The 16,951-nt window shown below is 46.5% G+C and carries 16 protein-coding genes; 1 reads left to right on the top strand and 15 read right to left on the bottom strand.

Annotation, left to right across the window (positions count from 1 at the left end):
- Window positions 1-81: 81 nt before the first annotated feature.
- The 4 genes from VN379_RS04305 to VN379_RS04290 all read right to left on the bottom strand — a co-directional run bounded on the left by VN379_RS04305 (window position 82) and on the right by VN379_RS04290 (window position 3,451).
- Window positions 82-1,053, bottom strand: coding sequence for a bile acid:sodium symporter family protein (locus VN379_RS04305; protein WP_325531150.1), 972 nt, complete (start codon window positions 1,051-1,053; stop codon window positions 82-84).
- Window positions 1,037-1,420, bottom strand: a complete 384-nt coding sequence (panD, locus tag VN379_RS04300; RefSeq protein WP_325531148.1) for an aspartate 1-decarboxylase — start codon at window positions 1,418-1,420, stop codon at window positions 1,037-1,039. The genes VN379_RS04305 and panD overlap by 17 nt, the downstream gene beginning before the upstream one ends.
- A 10-nt stretch (window positions 1,421-1,430) precedes the next feature.
- On the bottom strand, window positions 1,431-2,288 hold the full coding sequence (gene panC, locus VN379_RS04295; RefSeq protein ID WP_325531146.1) for a pantoate--beta-alanine ligase: 858 nt from the start codon (window positions 2,286-2,288) through the stop codon (window positions 1,431-1,433).
- Window positions 2,289-2,611: 323 nt separating this feature from the next.
- Window positions 2,612-3,451, bottom strand: coding sequence for an SDH family Clp fold serine proteinase (locus VN379_RS04290; protein ID WP_325531144.1), 840 nt, complete (start codon window positions 3,449-3,451; stop codon window positions 2,612-2,614).
- 185 nt (window positions 3,452-3,636) lie between these two features.
- Between VN379_RS04290 and VN379_RS04285 the strand changes: the two genes are divergently transcribed.
- On the top strand, window positions 3,637-4,263 hold the full coding sequence (locus VN379_RS04285; protein ID WP_325531142.1) for a hypothetical protein: 627 nt from the start codon (window positions 3,637-3,639) through the stop codon (window positions 4,261-4,263).
- Between the two features lie 61 nt (window positions 4,264-4,324).
- Here VN379_RS04285 and nuoB read toward each other — a convergent pair whose 3' ends face one another.
- The 11 genes from nuoB to VN379_RS04230 form a co-directional block, all read right to left on the bottom strand.
- Window positions 4,325-5,056, bottom strand: a complete 732-nt coding sequence (gene nuoB, locus VN379_RS04280; RefSeq protein ID WP_325531140.1) for an NADH-quinone oxidoreductase subunit NuoB — start codon at window positions 5,054-5,056, stop codon at window positions 4,325-4,327.
- An 11-nt stretch (window positions 5,057-5,067) separates the two neighbouring features.
- On the bottom strand, window positions 5,068-6,570 hold the full coding sequence (locus VN379_RS04275) for an NADH-quinone oxidoreductase subunit C (protein ID WP_325531138.1): 1,503 nt from the start codon (window positions 6,568-6,570) through the stop codon (window positions 5,068-5,070).
- Between the two features lie 4 nt (window positions 6,571-6,574).
- Window positions 6,575-8,041: a hydrogenase 4 subunit F gene (locus VN379_RS04270; protein ID WP_325531136.1), complete on the bottom strand. Its 1,467-nt coding sequence runs from the start codon at window positions 8,039-8,041 to the stop codon at window positions 6,575-6,577.
- A 4-nt stretch (window positions 8,042-8,045) separates the two neighbouring features.
- Window positions 8,046-8,663 (bottom strand): hydrogenase, encoded by a 618-nt coding sequence (locus tag VN379_RS04265; RefSeq protein WP_325531134.1) that lies wholly within the window; start codon window positions 8,661-8,663, stop codon window positions 8,046-8,048.
- 18 nt (window positions 8,664-8,681) lie between these two features.
- Complete coding sequence (locus VN379_RS04260) at window positions 8,682-9,587, bottom strand: respiratory chain complex I subunit 1 family protein (RefSeq protein WP_325531132.1); 906 nt, start codon at window positions 9,585-9,587, stop codon at window positions 8,682-8,684.
- Window positions 9,588-9,591: 4 nt separating this feature from the next.
- Complete coding sequence (gene hyfB, locus VN379_RS04255) at window positions 9,592-11,622, bottom strand: hydrogenase 4 subunit B (RefSeq protein ID WP_325531130.1); 2,031 nt, start codon at window positions 11,620-11,622, stop codon at window positions 9,592-9,594.
- Between the two features lie 44 nt (window positions 11,623-11,666).
- Window positions 11,667-13,067: a [FeFe] hydrogenase, group A gene (locus VN379_RS04250; RefSeq protein WP_325531128.1), complete on the bottom strand. Its 1,401-nt coding sequence runs from the start codon at window positions 13,065-13,067 to the stop codon at window positions 11,667-11,669.
- Between the two features lie 187 nt (window positions 13,068-13,254).
- Window positions 13,255-13,569 (bottom strand): hypothetical protein, encoded by a 315-nt coding sequence (locus VN379_RS04245; protein WP_325531126.1) that lies wholly within the window; start codon window positions 13,567-13,569, stop codon window positions 13,255-13,257.
- Between the two features lie 118 nt (window positions 13,570-13,687).
- Window positions 13,688-14,563 carry a formate/nitrite transporter family protein gene (locus tag VN379_RS04240; protein WP_325531124.1) on the bottom strand — a complete coding sequence of 292 codons (876 nt, stop codon included), beginning with the start codon at window positions 14,561-14,563 and terminating at the stop codon, window positions 13,688-13,690.
- A gap of 366 nt (window positions 14,564-14,929) precedes the next feature.
- Complete coding sequence (locus VN379_RS04235; protein WP_325531122.1) at window positions 14,930-16,396, bottom strand: sigma-54 dependent transcriptional regulator; 1,467 nt, start codon at window positions 16,394-16,396, stop codon at window positions 14,930-14,932.
- Between the two features lie 91 nt (window positions 16,397-16,487).
- The coding region (locus tag VN379_RS04230; protein ID WP_325531120.1) for a sensor histidine kinase at window positions 16,488-16,951 on the bottom strand (464 nt) is incomplete at its 5' end.

Genomic DNA, 16,951 nt, shown 5'->3' with positions numbered 1-16,951 from the left:
GAGTCTATCTGCCATTGTTCTGTTAGACTAAAAAAAGAAGAGCCCGAGCGGACTCTTTCTTGCACCATATCATTATCCCAGCTACGAGGCCATCACTTCTGTATCTACTTTACCAGTATCTGGTCCGGATAAATCCTTCTTGATCCAATAAGCGGCAAGGATACTCCCGCTTAGATTATGCCAAACGCTAAAAATTGCTCCCGGAATCGCAGCGATCGGATCTAAGTGCGCCAAAGCCAGAGCTACGGCCAGGCCAGAGTTCTCGATCCCAATTTCAAAAGCAATCGCTCTGGACTTTGGCTCACTCATTCCCAAGGTCCGGGAGGCACCATAGCCTAAGCCCAGCCCCAGCAGATTATGCATAATAACTGCCAGCAGCGCAATAAACGCCACAGTGCTTATTTTTGCAGCATTGAGTGCGACAACTACACCAATGGTGATAACAATCAAGATCACGGACACAGCAGGAATGATAGGCTGAAGGTATGTTACATACTTTTCTGCCGTTAACCGGAGTGATACGCCAATAATGATCGGTAAGACAATTATTTTAAAAATATCAATAAACAGCGCCGATGTATTCACAGGAATTATCGCCCCCACCAACATTAGGAAAATAGCCGGGGTTAAAATCGGCGACAACAAGGTATTTAAACTGGAAACCGAAACAGAGAGAGCCGTATCGCCTCTGGCAATAAAAGTCATAACGTTAGAAGCCGTCCCGCTTGGGCAACAGCCAACCAGGATCAGGCCTGCCGCTAGTTCTGGCGGTAATGCTAACAATTTAGCTACCCCCCAGGCCACAACAGGCATAATAAGATAACGCAGCGTTATGCCGTAAAATATGTCTTTCGGTCTTTGCAAGACAAGCTTAAATTCACCGGGTGTCATGGTTAGTCCCATTCCCAGCATAATCATTGCCAGCAAATAAGGAATCTCTTGAGCGAGAGGCTTGAATGCCACAGGATAGTAAAATGCGACAACAGCACCAGCAATAACCCATATTGATACATATTTTGTTACGATTTGTGCGGCTCTAGTTAACTTGCCCATGAAGTTCACAATCCCTATATTCAACAATGTGATTATGGTCATCAACCATCACAATAACGGGTTTTATCAGCCTTGCTTCCTGTTCACTTACCAACGCGTACGTAATAATAATCACAGTATCGCCTGGTTGCACCAGTCTTGCAGCCGCACCATTCAGGCAGATAATTCCCGAGTTCTCCTCACCGGCGATGGTATATGTCTCCAACCTGGCCCCATTATTATTGTTAACAACTTGTACCTTTTCCCCAGGCAGAATATGCGCAGCCCGTAATAAGGCCGCATCAATAGTAATACTGCCCACATAGTTTAGATTAGCCTCGGTAACAGTTGCACGGTGGATTTTGGATTTCATCATTGTCAAAAACATATTTCGCCTCCTAAGTACGTTTTGGGGTCAGGATAATATTATCAATCAGCCTGGTAGATCCAAATTTGACGGCAACAGCCAGGAGTGCATCCTGGTCCAGAATATCTATCTCTGCCAAGTCTGGGAAGGAATAGATCTCTACATAATCGACATTTGCCAGAGAAACCGACTGGATGTGCCTCAGGACAGCAGCCTTTATTGCCGTGATGTCGCGTTCACCAGACGCGGCCATATCGAAGGCTGTACTCAGACTCTGATTTAGGACTAATGCGGCCTGACGTTGTTCCTGGCTTAAGTATGCATTGCGTGAGCTTTTAGCCAACCCGTCCGCCTCCCGGACAATTGGCACCATTACGATCTCATTAAACATGTCCAGGTCACGAACCATCTTTTTAAGTACAATCACCTGCTGAGCATCCTTTTGACCAAAAAAAGCCTTATCCGGTTGCACTATGTTAAACAGCTTAGTTACCACTGTGGCCACACCACGAAAGTGCGTTGGCCGCGATTTACCACATAGCTTGTCAGTTACGCCCCCTACATCCACCCAGGTCCCCCAGCCATCCGGATATAACTCGCGCGCCGGGGGATGAAACACAGCGTCGACCCCAACTGAACGGCATGCAGCCAAGTCCTCGTCCCAGGTTCGCGGGTAGGCGTCAAAATCCTCGTTCGGCCCAAACTGTGTAGGGTTTACAAAGATGCTGACCACCACTACATCACACAATTTTTTAGCTTCTTTCATAAGTTCCAGATGCCCGGCATGAAGAGCTCCCATGGTAGGAACAAAACCGATACTTTTGCCTTTTTTCCTGGCCTCAGTAACTAAGGCTCTCATTGCAGTAACACTTTCAACGATTCTAGCCATATCGCACCCTCCTATCATGATGAGGGTAAATAAAAAACCTTCTTGTCCGCACTAATACAGACAAGAAGGCATACTACACCTGTTGAAGTATCACCCGTCTAAGTCCGTTGTAGGATCCAAGCGGTATAAAGAAAATAATTTACTTACCTTTAAGCAATAGCCGTTCGACAGTATGACCCCAAGAGTATCATCTATCTTATCAGGCTATAGAATATAATCATGTTACTATAAAAATGACGTTACGGCAATATAAATATTTTCCGCACGACTCTCCTCACGGGTAGTTGCGGGTTGCTTTTGCCAAACAGAACTTGAATGGGGTTTTATCTCGGTGGTTTTTTACTATTATCGTAAGGCAGTGGAATGTATTGTACCGACGGGCGCTGTTGTGCTGGTTGAGGATATAACTCCATAAGCTCATATACCTCTAAAGGCATTTCGTTACAGATGGAGGGCAGCTCCATTTCCCGCAATTTTTCGCAAGTTATAGGGTAATCATGGGTCCAGCGGCCTTCAGCCAGCATCCGGGCCAGCTCTTTGGCTTTTGCAGCAGACATCTTGTCCAGCAACAGGGTTTCAACAAACTCCTGAACCTGCCTGACTGCTTTTTCTGCCATATCAGCCAGAATCAAGGTGTTGTCATCAATACGGTTAATATTTTTTTGTTGAACAACTTTTAAGATAGATGCCGCAGGATATTGGCCCAGTTGCGGATCCACCGGCCCTAACACAGCATTCGGGTCAAGGATGATTTCATCTGCCGCCAGTGATATCAGGGTTCCTCCGGACATCGCATAATGCGGTACGAAAACAGTTACTTTCGCCTGATGCTGTTGCAGTGCTCTGGCAATTTGCTCTGAAGCCAGAACTAAGCCGCCCGGGGTATGTAATATTAGATCTATTGGCATGTCATCAGGGGTTAGGCGGATTGCACGCAGGATATGCTCGGAGTCTTCCACATTAATATACCGGCTAATCGGAATACCCAAAAGGCTGATTGCTTCCTGACGATGAATCAGGCTGATAACACGTGACTGCCGCTTCTCCTCAATTTTTCGCAGAAGACTTAACCGCCGCACGGCAATGCTTCTTTGTTGAATCATGGGTAAGACGGTAAATAATAACAAAACAATCCAAATTATTTCAGTAAAACCAAAATTCATTATTCTTCACCTCAATGACATTTTATAACTATATTAGACCTTCTATGCTGATTTCCCTGCACCTTCTATTTATGTAAATAATATTACGCACCTGATGGCACCGCAGATTTAGTTGCTTGCATATACCAGGAATTTCGACAGCGAAAGTGTGGGACACTAAACAATAAAATAAGGAGGGATATAAATTGGAAAGAAAATCAGCCAAACGTAAGCAACTGAGCCACCACCTTCGCCGCAAATATAAACGTTATGCTGCCGCACTTGCCGGTGCAGCCATTATGACCGGTGCTGCTTTGCCAGGTATCCCGGTTGCCTTTGCTGCTGAAAGTCCCTCAGTACCACCGGCCTCAGCTACTAACTATACAACACAACTTGATAAGGATACACAAACATCGGTAAAAAAGGTTTACGCCGAGAGAAATCGTCATGAGGACAGAAGCCGGTATGAAGACAGAAGTAGATCCTATGACCGGGGCTATGATCGGGGGGGTTGGCATCAGCATCAGCACAGCTGGCCAAGTTCTGATGAAAACCAAGCCTGGTATCAAGACGGTCGGATCTATTACCGCAGCGATTCTAATCACTATCGTTCTGACTATGCCTATTCTGTCAGCAACCCTATTGACGTTGTGAAAAATGCTGCTTCACTCTATGGTTTTAACCGGTATACGGATTCTTTTACCCTGCTGACCCGGACAAGCAATAGAGCAGTTGTTGAGGTAATCAAAAAAGATACTGGCAAAATCTTTAATATGGTTTTAGAAAGAAGCGGAAACAACGATTGGCGGGTTGTAGGAACTCTGGCAAGATAGCATAACCCCCCTTGCGGTACATTTTCTACAGCAAGGGGGGCTTTATCGTTGTATTGTAAATTTACTTCAGCCGGTCCAAAGCCAGCATCAGGCCGTGAATCAGAGCCTGCGGCCGCGGCGGGCAGCCAGGCACATAGATATCGACAGGGACAATGGCATCAACAGCCCCTCTGATTGCATAGCTGTCGCCGAACACCTGACCACTGGCGGCACAGGCACCTACTGCCATAACCAGTTTCGGATGGGGTGTGGCTTCATAAGTCATCTGTAGTGCCTGGGTTGAGTTCCGGGTGACAACCCCTGTTACCATCAGCAGGTCGGCGTGGCGTGGTGACGCCACAAAATCCACTCCATACTGCTGGATATCGTAAATCGGATTACATATATGGGTCATCTCGAAATCGCAGGCATTACAGGAACCAATATCAACATGTCTGACATGCAGGGAGCGGCCTAACACGGCCCGGATTTTCCGTTTCAGTTCCGGTGCCATTTCTTCGGCCAGCGATCCGCCCAGCATCGCCAATTTATAGTTGCTGGTCTGTTTAAAACAGGCAGTCTCGCAGGTCTCAACACAAAGCCCGCAAAAAACACAGGCCTTTTGATCAATGCTAATTGCTCCCGGGGCGACCTTAATGGCCCTGGTCGGACAAGTATCGGCACATTTCTTACAAGCATTGCAATTAGAGGACTGTACTACCACCTCGCCCCGGGAGCGCTGGGGCGGCAACGCCGTTTCCCAGTCTTCCGTTACTGTGCCGGTAGTTATTATTTTACGTAATACATTTAACATGTCTATTCCTCCTATCGGTCGAGGCAGGCATAAGATAATTCGTAGCTTTTATTAACAAGCGGGAAATCCGGGATGATATTGCCGGGAGCAGCTACAGTCAGTGCCGGCCAGTTAGGATAGGCAGCGGCGCGCACAAACAGCCGGTATATAGTGTTATTCTCGCCGGTCATCAGCCAGTGGAGGCAATTGCCCTGCGGCGATTCACTCCAGCCGAAGCCGGAGCTGTGAGGCTTAATCGCCGGAATCTCAACCATAAGCGACCCTGACGGCATATTGACTAAGATCTGACGAATCAGCTTCATCGTTTGATATACCTCATCTACCCTGACCCACAGCCTGGCAGCAACATCGCCTGACGTATATACAGGAACGTCGAATTTGAGCTCAGAATAGCATCCATACGGATTATCGCGCCGGATATCGGCATCCACCCCGGAAGCCCGCGCCCCAACCCCTACTACACCCAAATCCAGGGCTGCCTGGCGTGGTACAATCCCGGTCGTATTAACCCTGTTTAAAAACTCATCATTATTGCGGAAAAGACCAATCATCCCCGTAAAATCCGGCTCCAGTTTATCCAGCAAATCAATAATAATCTCTTCCAGATCATCATTAATATCCTGGCGCACCCCGCCGGGAACCACCATGCCGCGCAGGAAGCGATGGCCTGTCAGTGCTTCATTAACCCTCATAATATATTCTTTCATGCGGGCCCCGGCCATAATGGCCACCGCAAAGCCCATACCGGCACACAGGTTGCCGATATCCCCGACATGATTATACAGGCGTTCCAGCTCGGCAACAAGGGCCCGCAAATATTGGGCCCGTCTGGGCACTTGCACACCGGCCAGCGCTTCGATTGCCTGACAGTAAGCCACTGAATGAGCGACCGTGCAAACGCCGGAAATGCGTTCAACCTGATAAAAAGCCTTTGCTAACGGCAATCCCTCGATAGCCTTCTCAATGCCACGATGAACAAAAAACATTTTAGCATCCAGGCGCATGATTGTTTCACCGGCCTGACTGAAGCGGAAATGTCCGGGTTCAATAATACCGGCATGGATCGGTCCAACCGGCACCTCAAAGACACCCTCACCCTCAACACTGTTCATGTGCCATTTTTTATGCACTGTCGGCACTGGTGTGCGGACATCGAAATCCTTGCGTAATGGATATATATTATCAGGCCAGTTTTCATGCAGTGCCAACGGCCGCAAATCAGGATGCCCTGCCGGTGTCAGGCCGAATAAGTCGTGAATCTCACGTTCATACCAGGCTGCTGCTGATATTTTAGGTGTTAATGAGGGGAATTCCAGCGCTCCGGCCGGATCTACCAAGGCTTTAACAACCTTAAATTGCTTTTCCACTGAAAAGGCGCAGTAGATGGCATAGTTGCCGTTTAAGCTGCGTTCATCATTGGCAAACATCGAAACAAGGCCGTGTTTGCCCTCCTCATATACCGCATAAGCAGCTTCTTGAAGTTTAGCTGCGGATACGCTTATATATTCAACCACTGGCTTAACCTCCTAATACAATTTCCGCAGCCTGTACCAGTACGTTATTCACTACTGGCGGCAAATATAATCCACCCAGAACAATAATGGCGAAAGAAAAAACCATAGCCATTGTGGTAGTTGCACCAAGGTGGAATTTGTGCTGCCCATTCGGTGCGGCACCAAACCCCATTTTCAGGCAATAGTACATCATGCCGGCAAAAATCCCGGTAAGTAAGAGCAGGGTAATACTGCCAAGCAACCATTGCTGATTTTCAAACATCGCTAAAACGATATAAAACTTGGTTATGAAGATATTAAACGGCGGAGTTCCGGTTATCGCCAGAATGCCAACAATAAACAAAGTCGCTACCAGCGGCATAACCCGGGCAATGCCAAAAATCTGTTTGATCTCCTTGGTGTTATACTCCTGGGTTACTACCCCGGCAAGATAAAACAGCGCCGATTTGGCGACAGCATGATTGACAATATGCAACAGGGCAGCATAGACCGCAAGGGGAGTCCCAACCCCTAATCCTAACGTGATAATCCCCATGTGTTCAACACTGGAATAGGCCAGCAGCCTTTTTACATCATGCTGTACAAGGACAAACGGAATCGCGATGGCGATTGACAGCAGTCCCAGGGCGAGCAGCATATACTGCGCGAATTCAGGCCCAATTGAGCCCTGCACAATAATAATATTGCGAACCAGTGCATACAAAGCGCAGCTTAAGAGGGCTCCTGATAACAGCCCGCTGACTGGTGACGGCGCCTGACTATGAGCATCAGGCAGCCAGGTATGCATCGGCGCCAGGCCGGCTTTGGTTCCATAGCCAATCAGAATGAACACAAAGGCAATCTTTACAATGGCCGGGTCCAGACTGCCGCTAATTTTTTTGAGTGTTACCCAGTCTAAAGGTTGACCGGCAGCAGCTCCCACACTGACTTGCGCATAATACAGGATCATCGTGCCCAGTAAAGCCAGACAAATGCCCACCGTGCAGATCATAACATATTTCCAGGCAGCCTCCAGCGAGTCACGGTTAAAATAGAAAGCAACCAGCAATGCTGAAGCTAACGTGGTTCCCTCAACGGCTACCCACATAAGCCCAAGATTACCGACGACAATAACGCTAATCATCGCAAAACTGAAGAGGTTAAGCAGTGCATAATAACGCGGCAGCATCGCCATTGTGATATGACCGCCATTTACCTCCTTCTCCATGTAAGACAACGAAAAGAGCGTTGCCGTAAAGGTAAGCAACGCGACAACAAACAGCATAACCGCGCTCAGATTATCTAAATGAAAATATTCAGAACTGAATACCTTTTGCTGCGTAATATTATGGATAATTAAGACTAAAATTGTACTTGTTGCCAAACTACCGGCAAAATTAATTGCTTTAATTGTGGTCTTGCTTCGCTGTAATAAGGTTAACAGCCCGGTAACTATCGGTATTGCCAGCGCAATTAAGATCAGTTGTTGCATAATATCACCCCTTTAACTTCTTAAGCAGGCCTGTATCGGTGGTCTCAAATGACAGCTTCAGGCGATACGTTAAAATGACCAGGACAACAACAGCTACTAAAACGTCGAAGAATATTCCCAGCTCAATGATCAGGGGCAAGCCTTGGGTAATCGACAGACCCATTAAGTAGAGGCCATTTTCCATAGTGATCAGACCAATTGTTTGCATTAGCGCCTGACGGCGGGTCATGATCAGCAACAGGCCAATAAAAGACAATGCAATCGCCGCAGGCAGTGTTGAATTAGCTGCAAAACCAGGCAGCGCTTTTCCAATCAGACCATAGGCCAGAATAATTGATAAGATTGCGGTAAAAGTAGTAAAATTGGGTTTGACAATTTCACGTTCCTCATGAAGATAAGGCAAAACCCGGTATAAGGCGTAAGGGATAAGCCCTACTTTAATGACAACAGTCAAGAGGGCGGCAATATACATATGGACTTCACCGGTATGAATACCAACAATAGCACAGGCTAAGGCTACAATGACCGACTGGACAACAATAATGTTGATCCCTAGCTTTAGGTTTGTCACTCGTGTCAGAAAGATGGCAGCCGACATGAGCAGGATAGTTAATAAATCCATGTGATACTTACCCCCTTCTTACTGCGCCACTATTGCCAGCAAAGACAAGCAGCCTGCTGCAACCATAAGGCCCGGCACCCGGAATAGGCGAATTTTATTGGTACTGCTTTCAATACAGGCCAGCGCAACAGCCACTGCAACAACCTTTATACCCATCCATACTGCCGACATAGGCGCAGCATCAAAACCCGGTATATTCCAGGGAATAAACAGATTGACCATCAATAGAATAAATACTAGTTGCTTAATCGCTGAAGCCCAGAAAATCAGTCCCACTGGTCTCCCGGAATACTCTAACACCATGCCTTCATGAACCATCGTCAGTTCGAGGTGAGTGTCAGGGTTATCCACAGGAATACGTCCGGTCTCAGCTACTGTAATAATCATAAAGGCAATAGCTGCCAAAATTGCCGAAAACGAGATGGGTGTGTTAGCTGCAGTACTGGCCATCGTTGATAATACAGTTGAATGAGCGTTAAATGCTACAGTAAATATCGTAATCATCAAGGCCGGTTCAACAAGCACACTGATAAACATCTCACGCGATCCACCCATGCCACCAAACGAGCTGCCTGCGTCCAGCGAGGCTGCTGCCAGAAAGAACCTGCCCACAGCAAACAGATAAGCTAATATAAACAGGTTATCAAATTGTATACCACTGTTGGTAAAGATTGTCGGGACAAGTGCGGCAGCACCAATTGCTGTAGCAAAATAGATATACGGGGCAAAATGGAAAATCCATGATACCGTTGGCGAAACAACGTGATCTTTTTTCAGGAATTTAATAAAATCAAAATATGGTTGAAAGTAACCGGGTCCACGCCGGCTTTGTAAACGCCCTTTAGTATTTTTTATCACGCCTTGAATGAGCGGCGCCAGCAAAACTAATACGATAATTTGAATCATAATTGATGTAATCGACATGTTGTCACCACCTTGTACCAATAATCATTACAACTACTGTGACTACCATGATATAACCAATGTACAGCTGCAGACTGCCTGCCTGAATACGTTTGCAGCTATTGGCCAAAAACAGAACCCCGTTGGCCAGCGGGCTGTACATGTATTCATTAATGAGATGCCGGATATGAACATCCATCGACATCTTAACACCATGGTATGGATTACGGGATTGGTCTGCTGAAATTTTGGTGACCGGATGCAGAATGTCACCAAATACCCGGCGAATCGGTTCAGCAAAACCGGTAGCTGTATACTCCATCCGGGCTGTCGGGATAATACCGCAGGTCCAGGTCTCTCCGGTAACAACTTTCGGGGTTCCGGCCGCCCGGGCAAAGGCGTATGCGGCAATGAGACCGATGACAATTAGAATGACCACCACCGGCATAGTCATCAGACCAGTAGCGCTGCTTTGTTGTACCTGAAAGCCAACAGCGTACCATTGACTTGTTTGAAACAATCCGTCCATAGATACCCCGGCATGGCCGGCTACCACAGTTTGCAGCATACCAACCATCCATTGGGGCCAAACACCGGCAGCCACACAGACCAGGGCCAGCGATCCCATGCCGATCAACATAGTACCCGGAACTTCAGTTGCCTGTTCGGCATGACTGCTGCGCGGCTTGGCAAGGAAGGTAACCCCAAAGGCTTTTACGAAACAGGCGGCAGCCAAGGCCCCTGTCAAACCAAGCAGGGCAATCAAAACAACTGCGCTCAGTTTACCAACTACACCACCGATTGCTGTGGGCAGAAAGAACAGCGCCTGAAAGGTAAACCACTCGCTGACAAATCCATTAAGCGGCGGCAACGCCGAGATTGCGGCAGCTCCTACTAAGAAGAATAAGGCGGTATAAGGCATCTTTTTGATAAGTCCACCCAGGTGCTCTACATCTTTAGTATGGGTAGCATACATCACAGCCCCAGCCCCCATAAACAACAACGATTTAAAAATCGCGTGGTTGAATACGTGGTAGAGAGCTGCAGCCCAGGCTAGACCAGCCAGCGTTTGCTGCCCGTAACTCATAAATACCATGCCGGCACCAACGCCGAGGAGAATAATCCCGATGTTTTCTACGCTATGATAGGCTAAAAGGCGCTTGAGGTCATGCTCCATAATAGCGTACAGAACGCCGAGAACTGAAGAAATAATGGCGAGAACTAATACCAGTCCACCCCACCAGGCTGGTCCTACTCCCAGGAAATCAAGGAAAAACCTGGCCATGCCATAGATTGCCGTTTTAATCATAATCCCGGACATCATGGCCGAAACATGGCTGGGAGCTGCAGGATGGGCCTCCGGCAACCAAATATGCAGCGGCATAACCCCGGCTTTGGTACCAAAACCAATAAGTGCACACAGGAAGATTGCATTTCTCATCGTAGCTGAGAGGGCGCTGCCATTAAGAAACTCAAAGTCCAAACTATTAGACCCTGTTGCCAGCAGCAGAAAAGCGATGGCAATAAAGGCTGTGCCAACATGGGTCATTAAAATATACAGATAAGCAGCATTTGTATTTGAGCTCTTTTCATACTCATGATTAACCAGGAAAAATGACACTACCGTCATCAGTTCCCAAACAATAACAAAGGCTACTACCTGACTCATCGTCAGTACCAGGACCATCGACAGTAAAAATGCATTAAATAGTGCGGCTAACACAGCAAACCGGCGGCCGTAATATTCACGGCTATACCCAATGGCATAAATACTGGCAGCAGTACCAACCACACCAAAGGCCAGCAGAAAATACGCCGATAAATAGTCGATCCGGACTTTTAGCACCCCGAGCGGTGCCCCGATGGAAAAGGTGATGACCTGCCCCTGCGTCCCCAATACCGCTATTGCACAGAACGCAGCCGTCAAACACCCTAATGCTGCCAAACCATGGGAGATATAATTCGTAGTTTTGGAACTACCTTGAGTGACAATTGTGGAGATTATGCCCAGACCGAATAAGGCGAGCACAACAAGATACAATTGATCAATAAGCACTAAATTCACTCCTAACCCAACGTAAATATTTGTTGCCAGAGGGATTAACTACAACGCGGGTATACATCTGCCAACTTCCTTGAGGTGTACTTAGTATGGAGCAGACGATGGCTGTTATAATCATCCAGGAAATATTCATATAGCTTTTGCATATCAGGATTGTCATGTGATTTTCTGTATTCCGAGTTTTCGTCATGCCTATAAGCGCTGCAGGTGCGGCTCGCATAGGCAGTATTCTTATCACGTGCCAGCAGTACTTTGGGCTGCCCGCCACCACTTACGCAGCCATTGGGACAAGTCATTACTTCTATGAAATGAAAATCAGCTTTACCAGCCTGAATAGCTGTTAGCAATGGCACAACATTTTTCAGTCCGGCAACAACAGCAACCTTGAGTTCGAGTTCACCGATTTTGACAGTGGTTATTCTAACACCCTCGCCGCCCCTGACAAAATTGAGATTCAAATCGGGAATTGACTGTCTTGTAAGTAACTCATAAGCGGTACGCAGCGCAGCTTCCATCACACCACCGGTAGCGGCAAAAAGGGTACCGGCACCGGTATATGTCCCCAGCGGCTTATCAAAATCCCCCTCAGTCAGGTTATTAAAATCAATGCCGGCATCTTTAATTAACTGGGCAAGTTCCCGGGTAGTAATCACAGCATCTACATCCCGATAACCACTGTCTTTCATTTCCGGCCGCTCGCTTTCAAATTTTTTACAAGTACAGGGGGTAACAGAGACGCTGTAGACCTTGGCTGGATCTACGCCATCGACTTGAGCGCCATAAGTCTTAAAAAGGGCGCCAGCCATCTGTTGCGGGGATTTACAAGCGGAGAGATGAGAAATTAGCTCCGGGTAGTCCTGCTCAAGATATTTAACCCAGGCCGGGCAGCAGGAGGTAAACATCGGCAGCACCCCACCCTCGGTCACCCGTTCAATTAACTCATTGGCTTCTTCCATAATCGTTAGATCGGCTGCAAAATTGGTGTCATAAATCCGGGTAAAACCCAATTTGCGTAAAGCTGCAGCCATTTTTCCCGGTGTCAGACTCCCAAATGGCATACCAAATTCTTCGGCAATAGCGACCCGCACAGCCGGGGAACATTGCACCATCGTAAACAGTTCTTTACTGGCCAATGCATTTTTCACTTCCGGGGCATTGCCGGTAAAATAGGTTGCAAACATTGGCTCTTTTACTGAGTCAAGCATGTTGCGTTCATGAATTTTTTGCTCCCGCGAACTAATACGATTATCAAATATCGACGCATAGGCACTACAGACCTGAACACATTGGCCGCAAAGTACACACCGCTCATAATTGATTGTTTGTGGCTGCCCTTTTACCCCTTCGATGGCATCAACCGGACAAATACCGGCACAGAGCCGGCAGCCGGTGCACAATTCCTGATCAATTCGGATAATACCAGTTTTATTTACTGACATAACAGCGCCTCCTATTTTGTCAAAAATATGCAATCTATTATCTGTATACAACGCGTTAAAGTTTTGCAGGCTGGTGGTGTGTTGACAAAAGCGAAAGTCAAGCGCCAGCGGTGGAGCGTTGCCAATAAATTCGTTCACCGAATTAACAAGGTTAGGGCAGCTTCAGCATTGTGCGGTTCTTCCTTGGCTACCTAATAAAAGCAAGCTCAAGTGCCTGCACAGGGCATGCATTAATACATGCTGGTCTATCTGAAGAGCACTCTATGCATAAATCACATTTGCTCACTACCATAAAATTCTTTTCAATTAGATCAGCTTTAGTTTCAGCCGTAACCGCGGCTGTCTTGATAATAAACAGGCGTGGTGTTACCGGTATGTCCATAGCTCCTGCCACCTTCGGGCCGGTACCCGCTTGAACAAGCGCACAAGCAAGCTCACAAGCCTTACAGTCGATGCACTTTTCGGAATCAACGATAACAAAAGCGTTTAATTTTGTATCCATTGTTCATCTTCCTCCCAACAATTGATTTCGCCATTGCTCCACTATCATAATGCAGCGGCTAGACCAGCCAGCGTTGGGAGCATCCAGGACACAAATAATCAAATACAGCTAAAATGGGCTACTTTTTTACTGTGGCAGCTATAGATGAAACACTTTTCCCTGAAGGGATTGCTGCTGTATCGCGAATATAGCTATACCAGTAAAAAGTGGCAACAAAGACACCAAGGCCAACGATATTTCCCAATATGGCGGGGATCCAATTGCCCATAACCATGGTTTCAATTGTTAAGGTATCTACCTTAGCTCCCAATTTACTTGCTTCTACAACCGCAGGCAATGTTTTGGCAAACAGCCCGGCAGGCAGATAATACATATTGGCGATACTATGCTCAAAACCACTCATAACAAACGTCATGATCGGGATGTAACAGGTGGCCACTTTGCTGATAATATCCTTTGAGGAGAAACTCATCCAGACCGCCAGGCCAACTAACCAGTTACATAAAATTGCCCGAAAGAATACCTCAGACCAGGTAAGGTTTACTTTGGTAACAGCAATCGCCAAAGCAGATGCCCCTAATAAATTGTTATTAAATTTAAAAAGTCCGGTCATATACATAATCCAGGCAATTAATACCGCACCTACCAGATTTCCCGCCAGCACAATCGTCCAGTTTCGCAACACATCATATAAGCTAAGTCTTCTGGAGAAAAGTGCGGTCAGCATTAAGACATTGCCTGTAAATAACTCAGCACCGCAGATAACGACATACATAAGTCCTACTGAAAACACAGAGCCGGTAATAAATCGCTGCCAGCCGGCCCCCAGTGATGTCAGGTCATGCGCAGCCATGGTTGACCCTTCGGCACCAAAAGCAATAAAACAACCTGCAAGGATGCCTAATATGAACAGTTTACCGGCAGGCATTGTCGCTCTTTTCACCTGCGCCTCCACACAATTTTGAGCAATCTCGGGGGGTGTACAATAATTCATATAAAATCCTCCTTTTTACCGTGTTAACGTAGTTGTAGCTCTCCTGTCCCTCCTCTATCTTAATTGTTGGCACAAACCGATTTGGCAATGGTTTTCACATTGATACCGATCAGCCATGATGCTTTATTACAATTGCAAAAAGCATGCCAATTAGGCATGCTCTTGTAGCAATTATGCTTGTATTTTTTGATTTGTCTAAAAAGTCTATATTTATCAGGAACTTTCCGAAAGTTGCGGCTGTTTAAATAATTCATTTTAATGCTAAACAAGCCCTTGTTTTCAAGGTGCGCAATTGCACAGTCTGCAAGAATTGCATACATTCTCTTTGCAGCCTGCAAAAATTACATAGCTGGACAAAATACTACATTATATCCCTGATCGTTTCTTGTGCATCTTTTCAAGACGATAGTACAGTGTTCTTACCGATATGCCAAGGTATTGCGCAGCCTTGGTCTTATTGCCACCGCACTTTTCCAGTGCTTCTTCCACAAGATGATCGAGGTGTTCTTGCAGCACATAGTGTTCTGGCTGCAAGACAGTTTTTTCCGGAACTACAGGTGGTGTTTCAGTTTCCGGTGTTATGCTGCTCTTCCCACTAATCAGATTACTCAAATGTTCGATTTTGAGTTCTTCATCATCATGCATAAACGAAACCCATTCCATCGCATTCCGCAGCTCCCGGACATTGCCCGGCCAGGGATAGTGTAATAGGAACTCAGCAGCTGCATTACTGATTTGAGTAAAGCGCTTGCCGCGGCGTTGCGAGAAATCCTGTAAAAACATCAGGGCCAGCGGCAGGATATCTGCCTGTCGTTCCCTTAGCGGCGGAATAATTATCTGGCCTACTTTTAGACGATAGTACAAGTCTTTGCGGAATAAACCCTGCTCAATACGTTTTTCAAAATCCAGATTTGTTGCACATATTATGCGTAAATCTGTTCTAATCTTTTTTAAGCCGCCAACCCGGTAAAAACTCTTTTCCTCTAAGACCCGCAGCAGTTTTGCCTGGAGTTCTATTGGGATCTCAGCTATTTCATCCAGGAATAAGGTTCCGCCCATAGCCATATCGAGTTTGCCTTTACTGCCGCGGGCTGTGCCACCGGTAAATGAACCTGCTTCATAACCAAAAAGCTCACTCTCAAACAGGCTGGGGGTTATGGCAGTACAGTTTATATCAACAAAAGGCCCGGCATTTTGCATCTTGCCGTAGTGGACCATCCTGGCAATGATTTCTTTACCCGCACCGGTTTCACCCTGAATTAAAACAGGTAATGAGCGATCAGTATGATATTTCTCAGCCTGTTGAACAATCCGCTTCATTTGCTCGGAGAATATCCCTATTCTTGCAATTCCGGCTTGTTCGGCAACAGATTTTTGGGGTTGATCCACCTGGTTATCTACCCCTGGTACTGAATTTTTCGCCCCTTCTTCCAGAGTCTGGGTAACGATATATTTTTCCGGCATTGACGCCTGGTGTTCTTCCACCCGGCTTAGAACCGCCTTTAACTCCTGGACATTAATTGGTTTAGTCAGATAGTCATAGGCCCCAGCCCTCAAAGCACCGATTGCCAGCGCAATATCGATAAAACCGGTATACAGTACAAGATCGGCCTCCCGCTGCTGCTTAAGGGATTTTATCTCGCGTATTAAGTCAATCCCCGAGATCCCCCCCATTTTAATATCTGATAAAACCATCTGAAAGTTATTTCCCCGATATATTTGAAGAGCCTCTTCTCCTGAAGAACTCTCGACAACCTGATGCCCAAGCAATAATAAATAATCTGCCAGAAAAGATCTGCTTTCATTTTCATCATCAACAAGTAGAATATGCACTAACGGCCCTCCTCCTGCTAGAGTACCTTGACCGGATTAAAACTTTGGTTATCTTGCGGATCTAACCTAAATTTCCAACCCGGCCAAGGTACTAGGTCCCACAATATACCGGAAACGATACCTTAATTGCAGCGCCGCCAAAAGAGCTGTTGCCTACACTAATCAAGCCATTGCTGGCGATAACAATCGAATGAACGATTGACAAGCCCAACCCCATTGAGTCACCAGATTTGGTTGAAAAAAACGGCTCGAAAATTCGATCTTTGATCTTATCATCAATACCAGGCCCATTATCACTCACTTCCAGATAGACTCTGTCATCATCATGCCAGGTACGGATAGTAAGCTGTCTGGTACTGGCATCAACTGCATCCAAGGCTTGCATTGAATTCATTAATAGGTTGAGTAATACCTCTTCCAGGCGAATCGTCGAACCATATACATAAGGCAGATTGGAAGCCAGCTGTTTTTTAACCTCAATTTGCCGTGAAAACAGTTGATTACTTACTAAAGATAATGCCTTTTCAATAATATCGTTTAAATTGCAAGGTATAT

The organism is Sporomusa sp. (assembly GCF_035561255.1).
Lineage (GTDB): Bacteria > Bacillota > Negativicutes > Sporomusales > Sporomusaceae > Sporomusa.
Note: the sequence above shows the minus strand (reverse complement) of the source record. Positions and strands in the feature narration are given on the sequence as shown.

What these genes read in the sequence shown, in the direction of transcription:
- VN379_RS04305 (WP_325531150.1), bottom strand. Translation starts at nt 1,053, where the DNA reads ATGGGCAAGTTAACTAGAGCCGCACAAATCGTAACAAAATATGTATCA.
- panD (WP_325531148.1), bottom strand. Translation starts at nt 1,420, where the DNA reads ATGTTTTTGACAATGATGAAATCCAAAATCCACCGTGCAACTGTTACC.
- panC (WP_325531146.1), bottom strand. Translation starts at nt 2,288, where the DNA reads ATGGCTAGAATCGTTGAAAGTGTTACTGCAATGAGAGCCTTAGTTACT.
- VN379_RS04290 (WP_325531144.1), bottom strand. Translation starts at nt 3,451, where the DNA reads ATGAATTTTGGTTTTACTGAAATAATTTGGATTGTTTTGTTATTATTT.
- nuoB (WP_325531140.1), bottom strand. Translation starts at nt 5,056, where the DNA reads ATGTTAAATGTATTACGTAAAATAATAACTACCGGCACAGTAACGGAA.
- VN379_RS04270 (WP_325531136.1), bottom strand. Translation starts at nt 8,041, where the DNA reads ATGCAACAACTGATCTTAATTGCGCTGGCAATACCGATAGTTACCGGG.
- VN379_RS04265 (WP_325531134.1), bottom strand. Translation starts at nt 8,663, where the DNA reads ATGGATTTATTAACTATCCTGCTCATGTCGGCTGCCATCTTTCTGACA.
- VN379_RS04260 (WP_325531132.1), bottom strand. Translation starts at nt 9,587, where the DNA reads ATGTCGATTACATCAATTATGATTCAAATTATCGTATTAGTTTTGCTG.
- VN379_RS04250 (WP_325531128.1), bottom strand. Translation starts at nt 13,067, where the DNA reads ATGTCAGTAAATAAAACTGGTATTATCCGAATTGATCAGGAATTGTGC.
- VN379_RS04245 (WP_325531126.1), bottom strand. Translation starts at nt 13,569, where the DNA reads ATGGATACAAAATTAAACGCTTTTGTTATCGTTGATTCCGAAAAGTGC.
- VN379_RS04240 (WP_325531124.1), bottom strand. Translation starts at nt 14,563, where the DNA reads ATGAATTATTGTACACCCCCCGAGATTGCTCAAAATTGTGTGGAGGCG.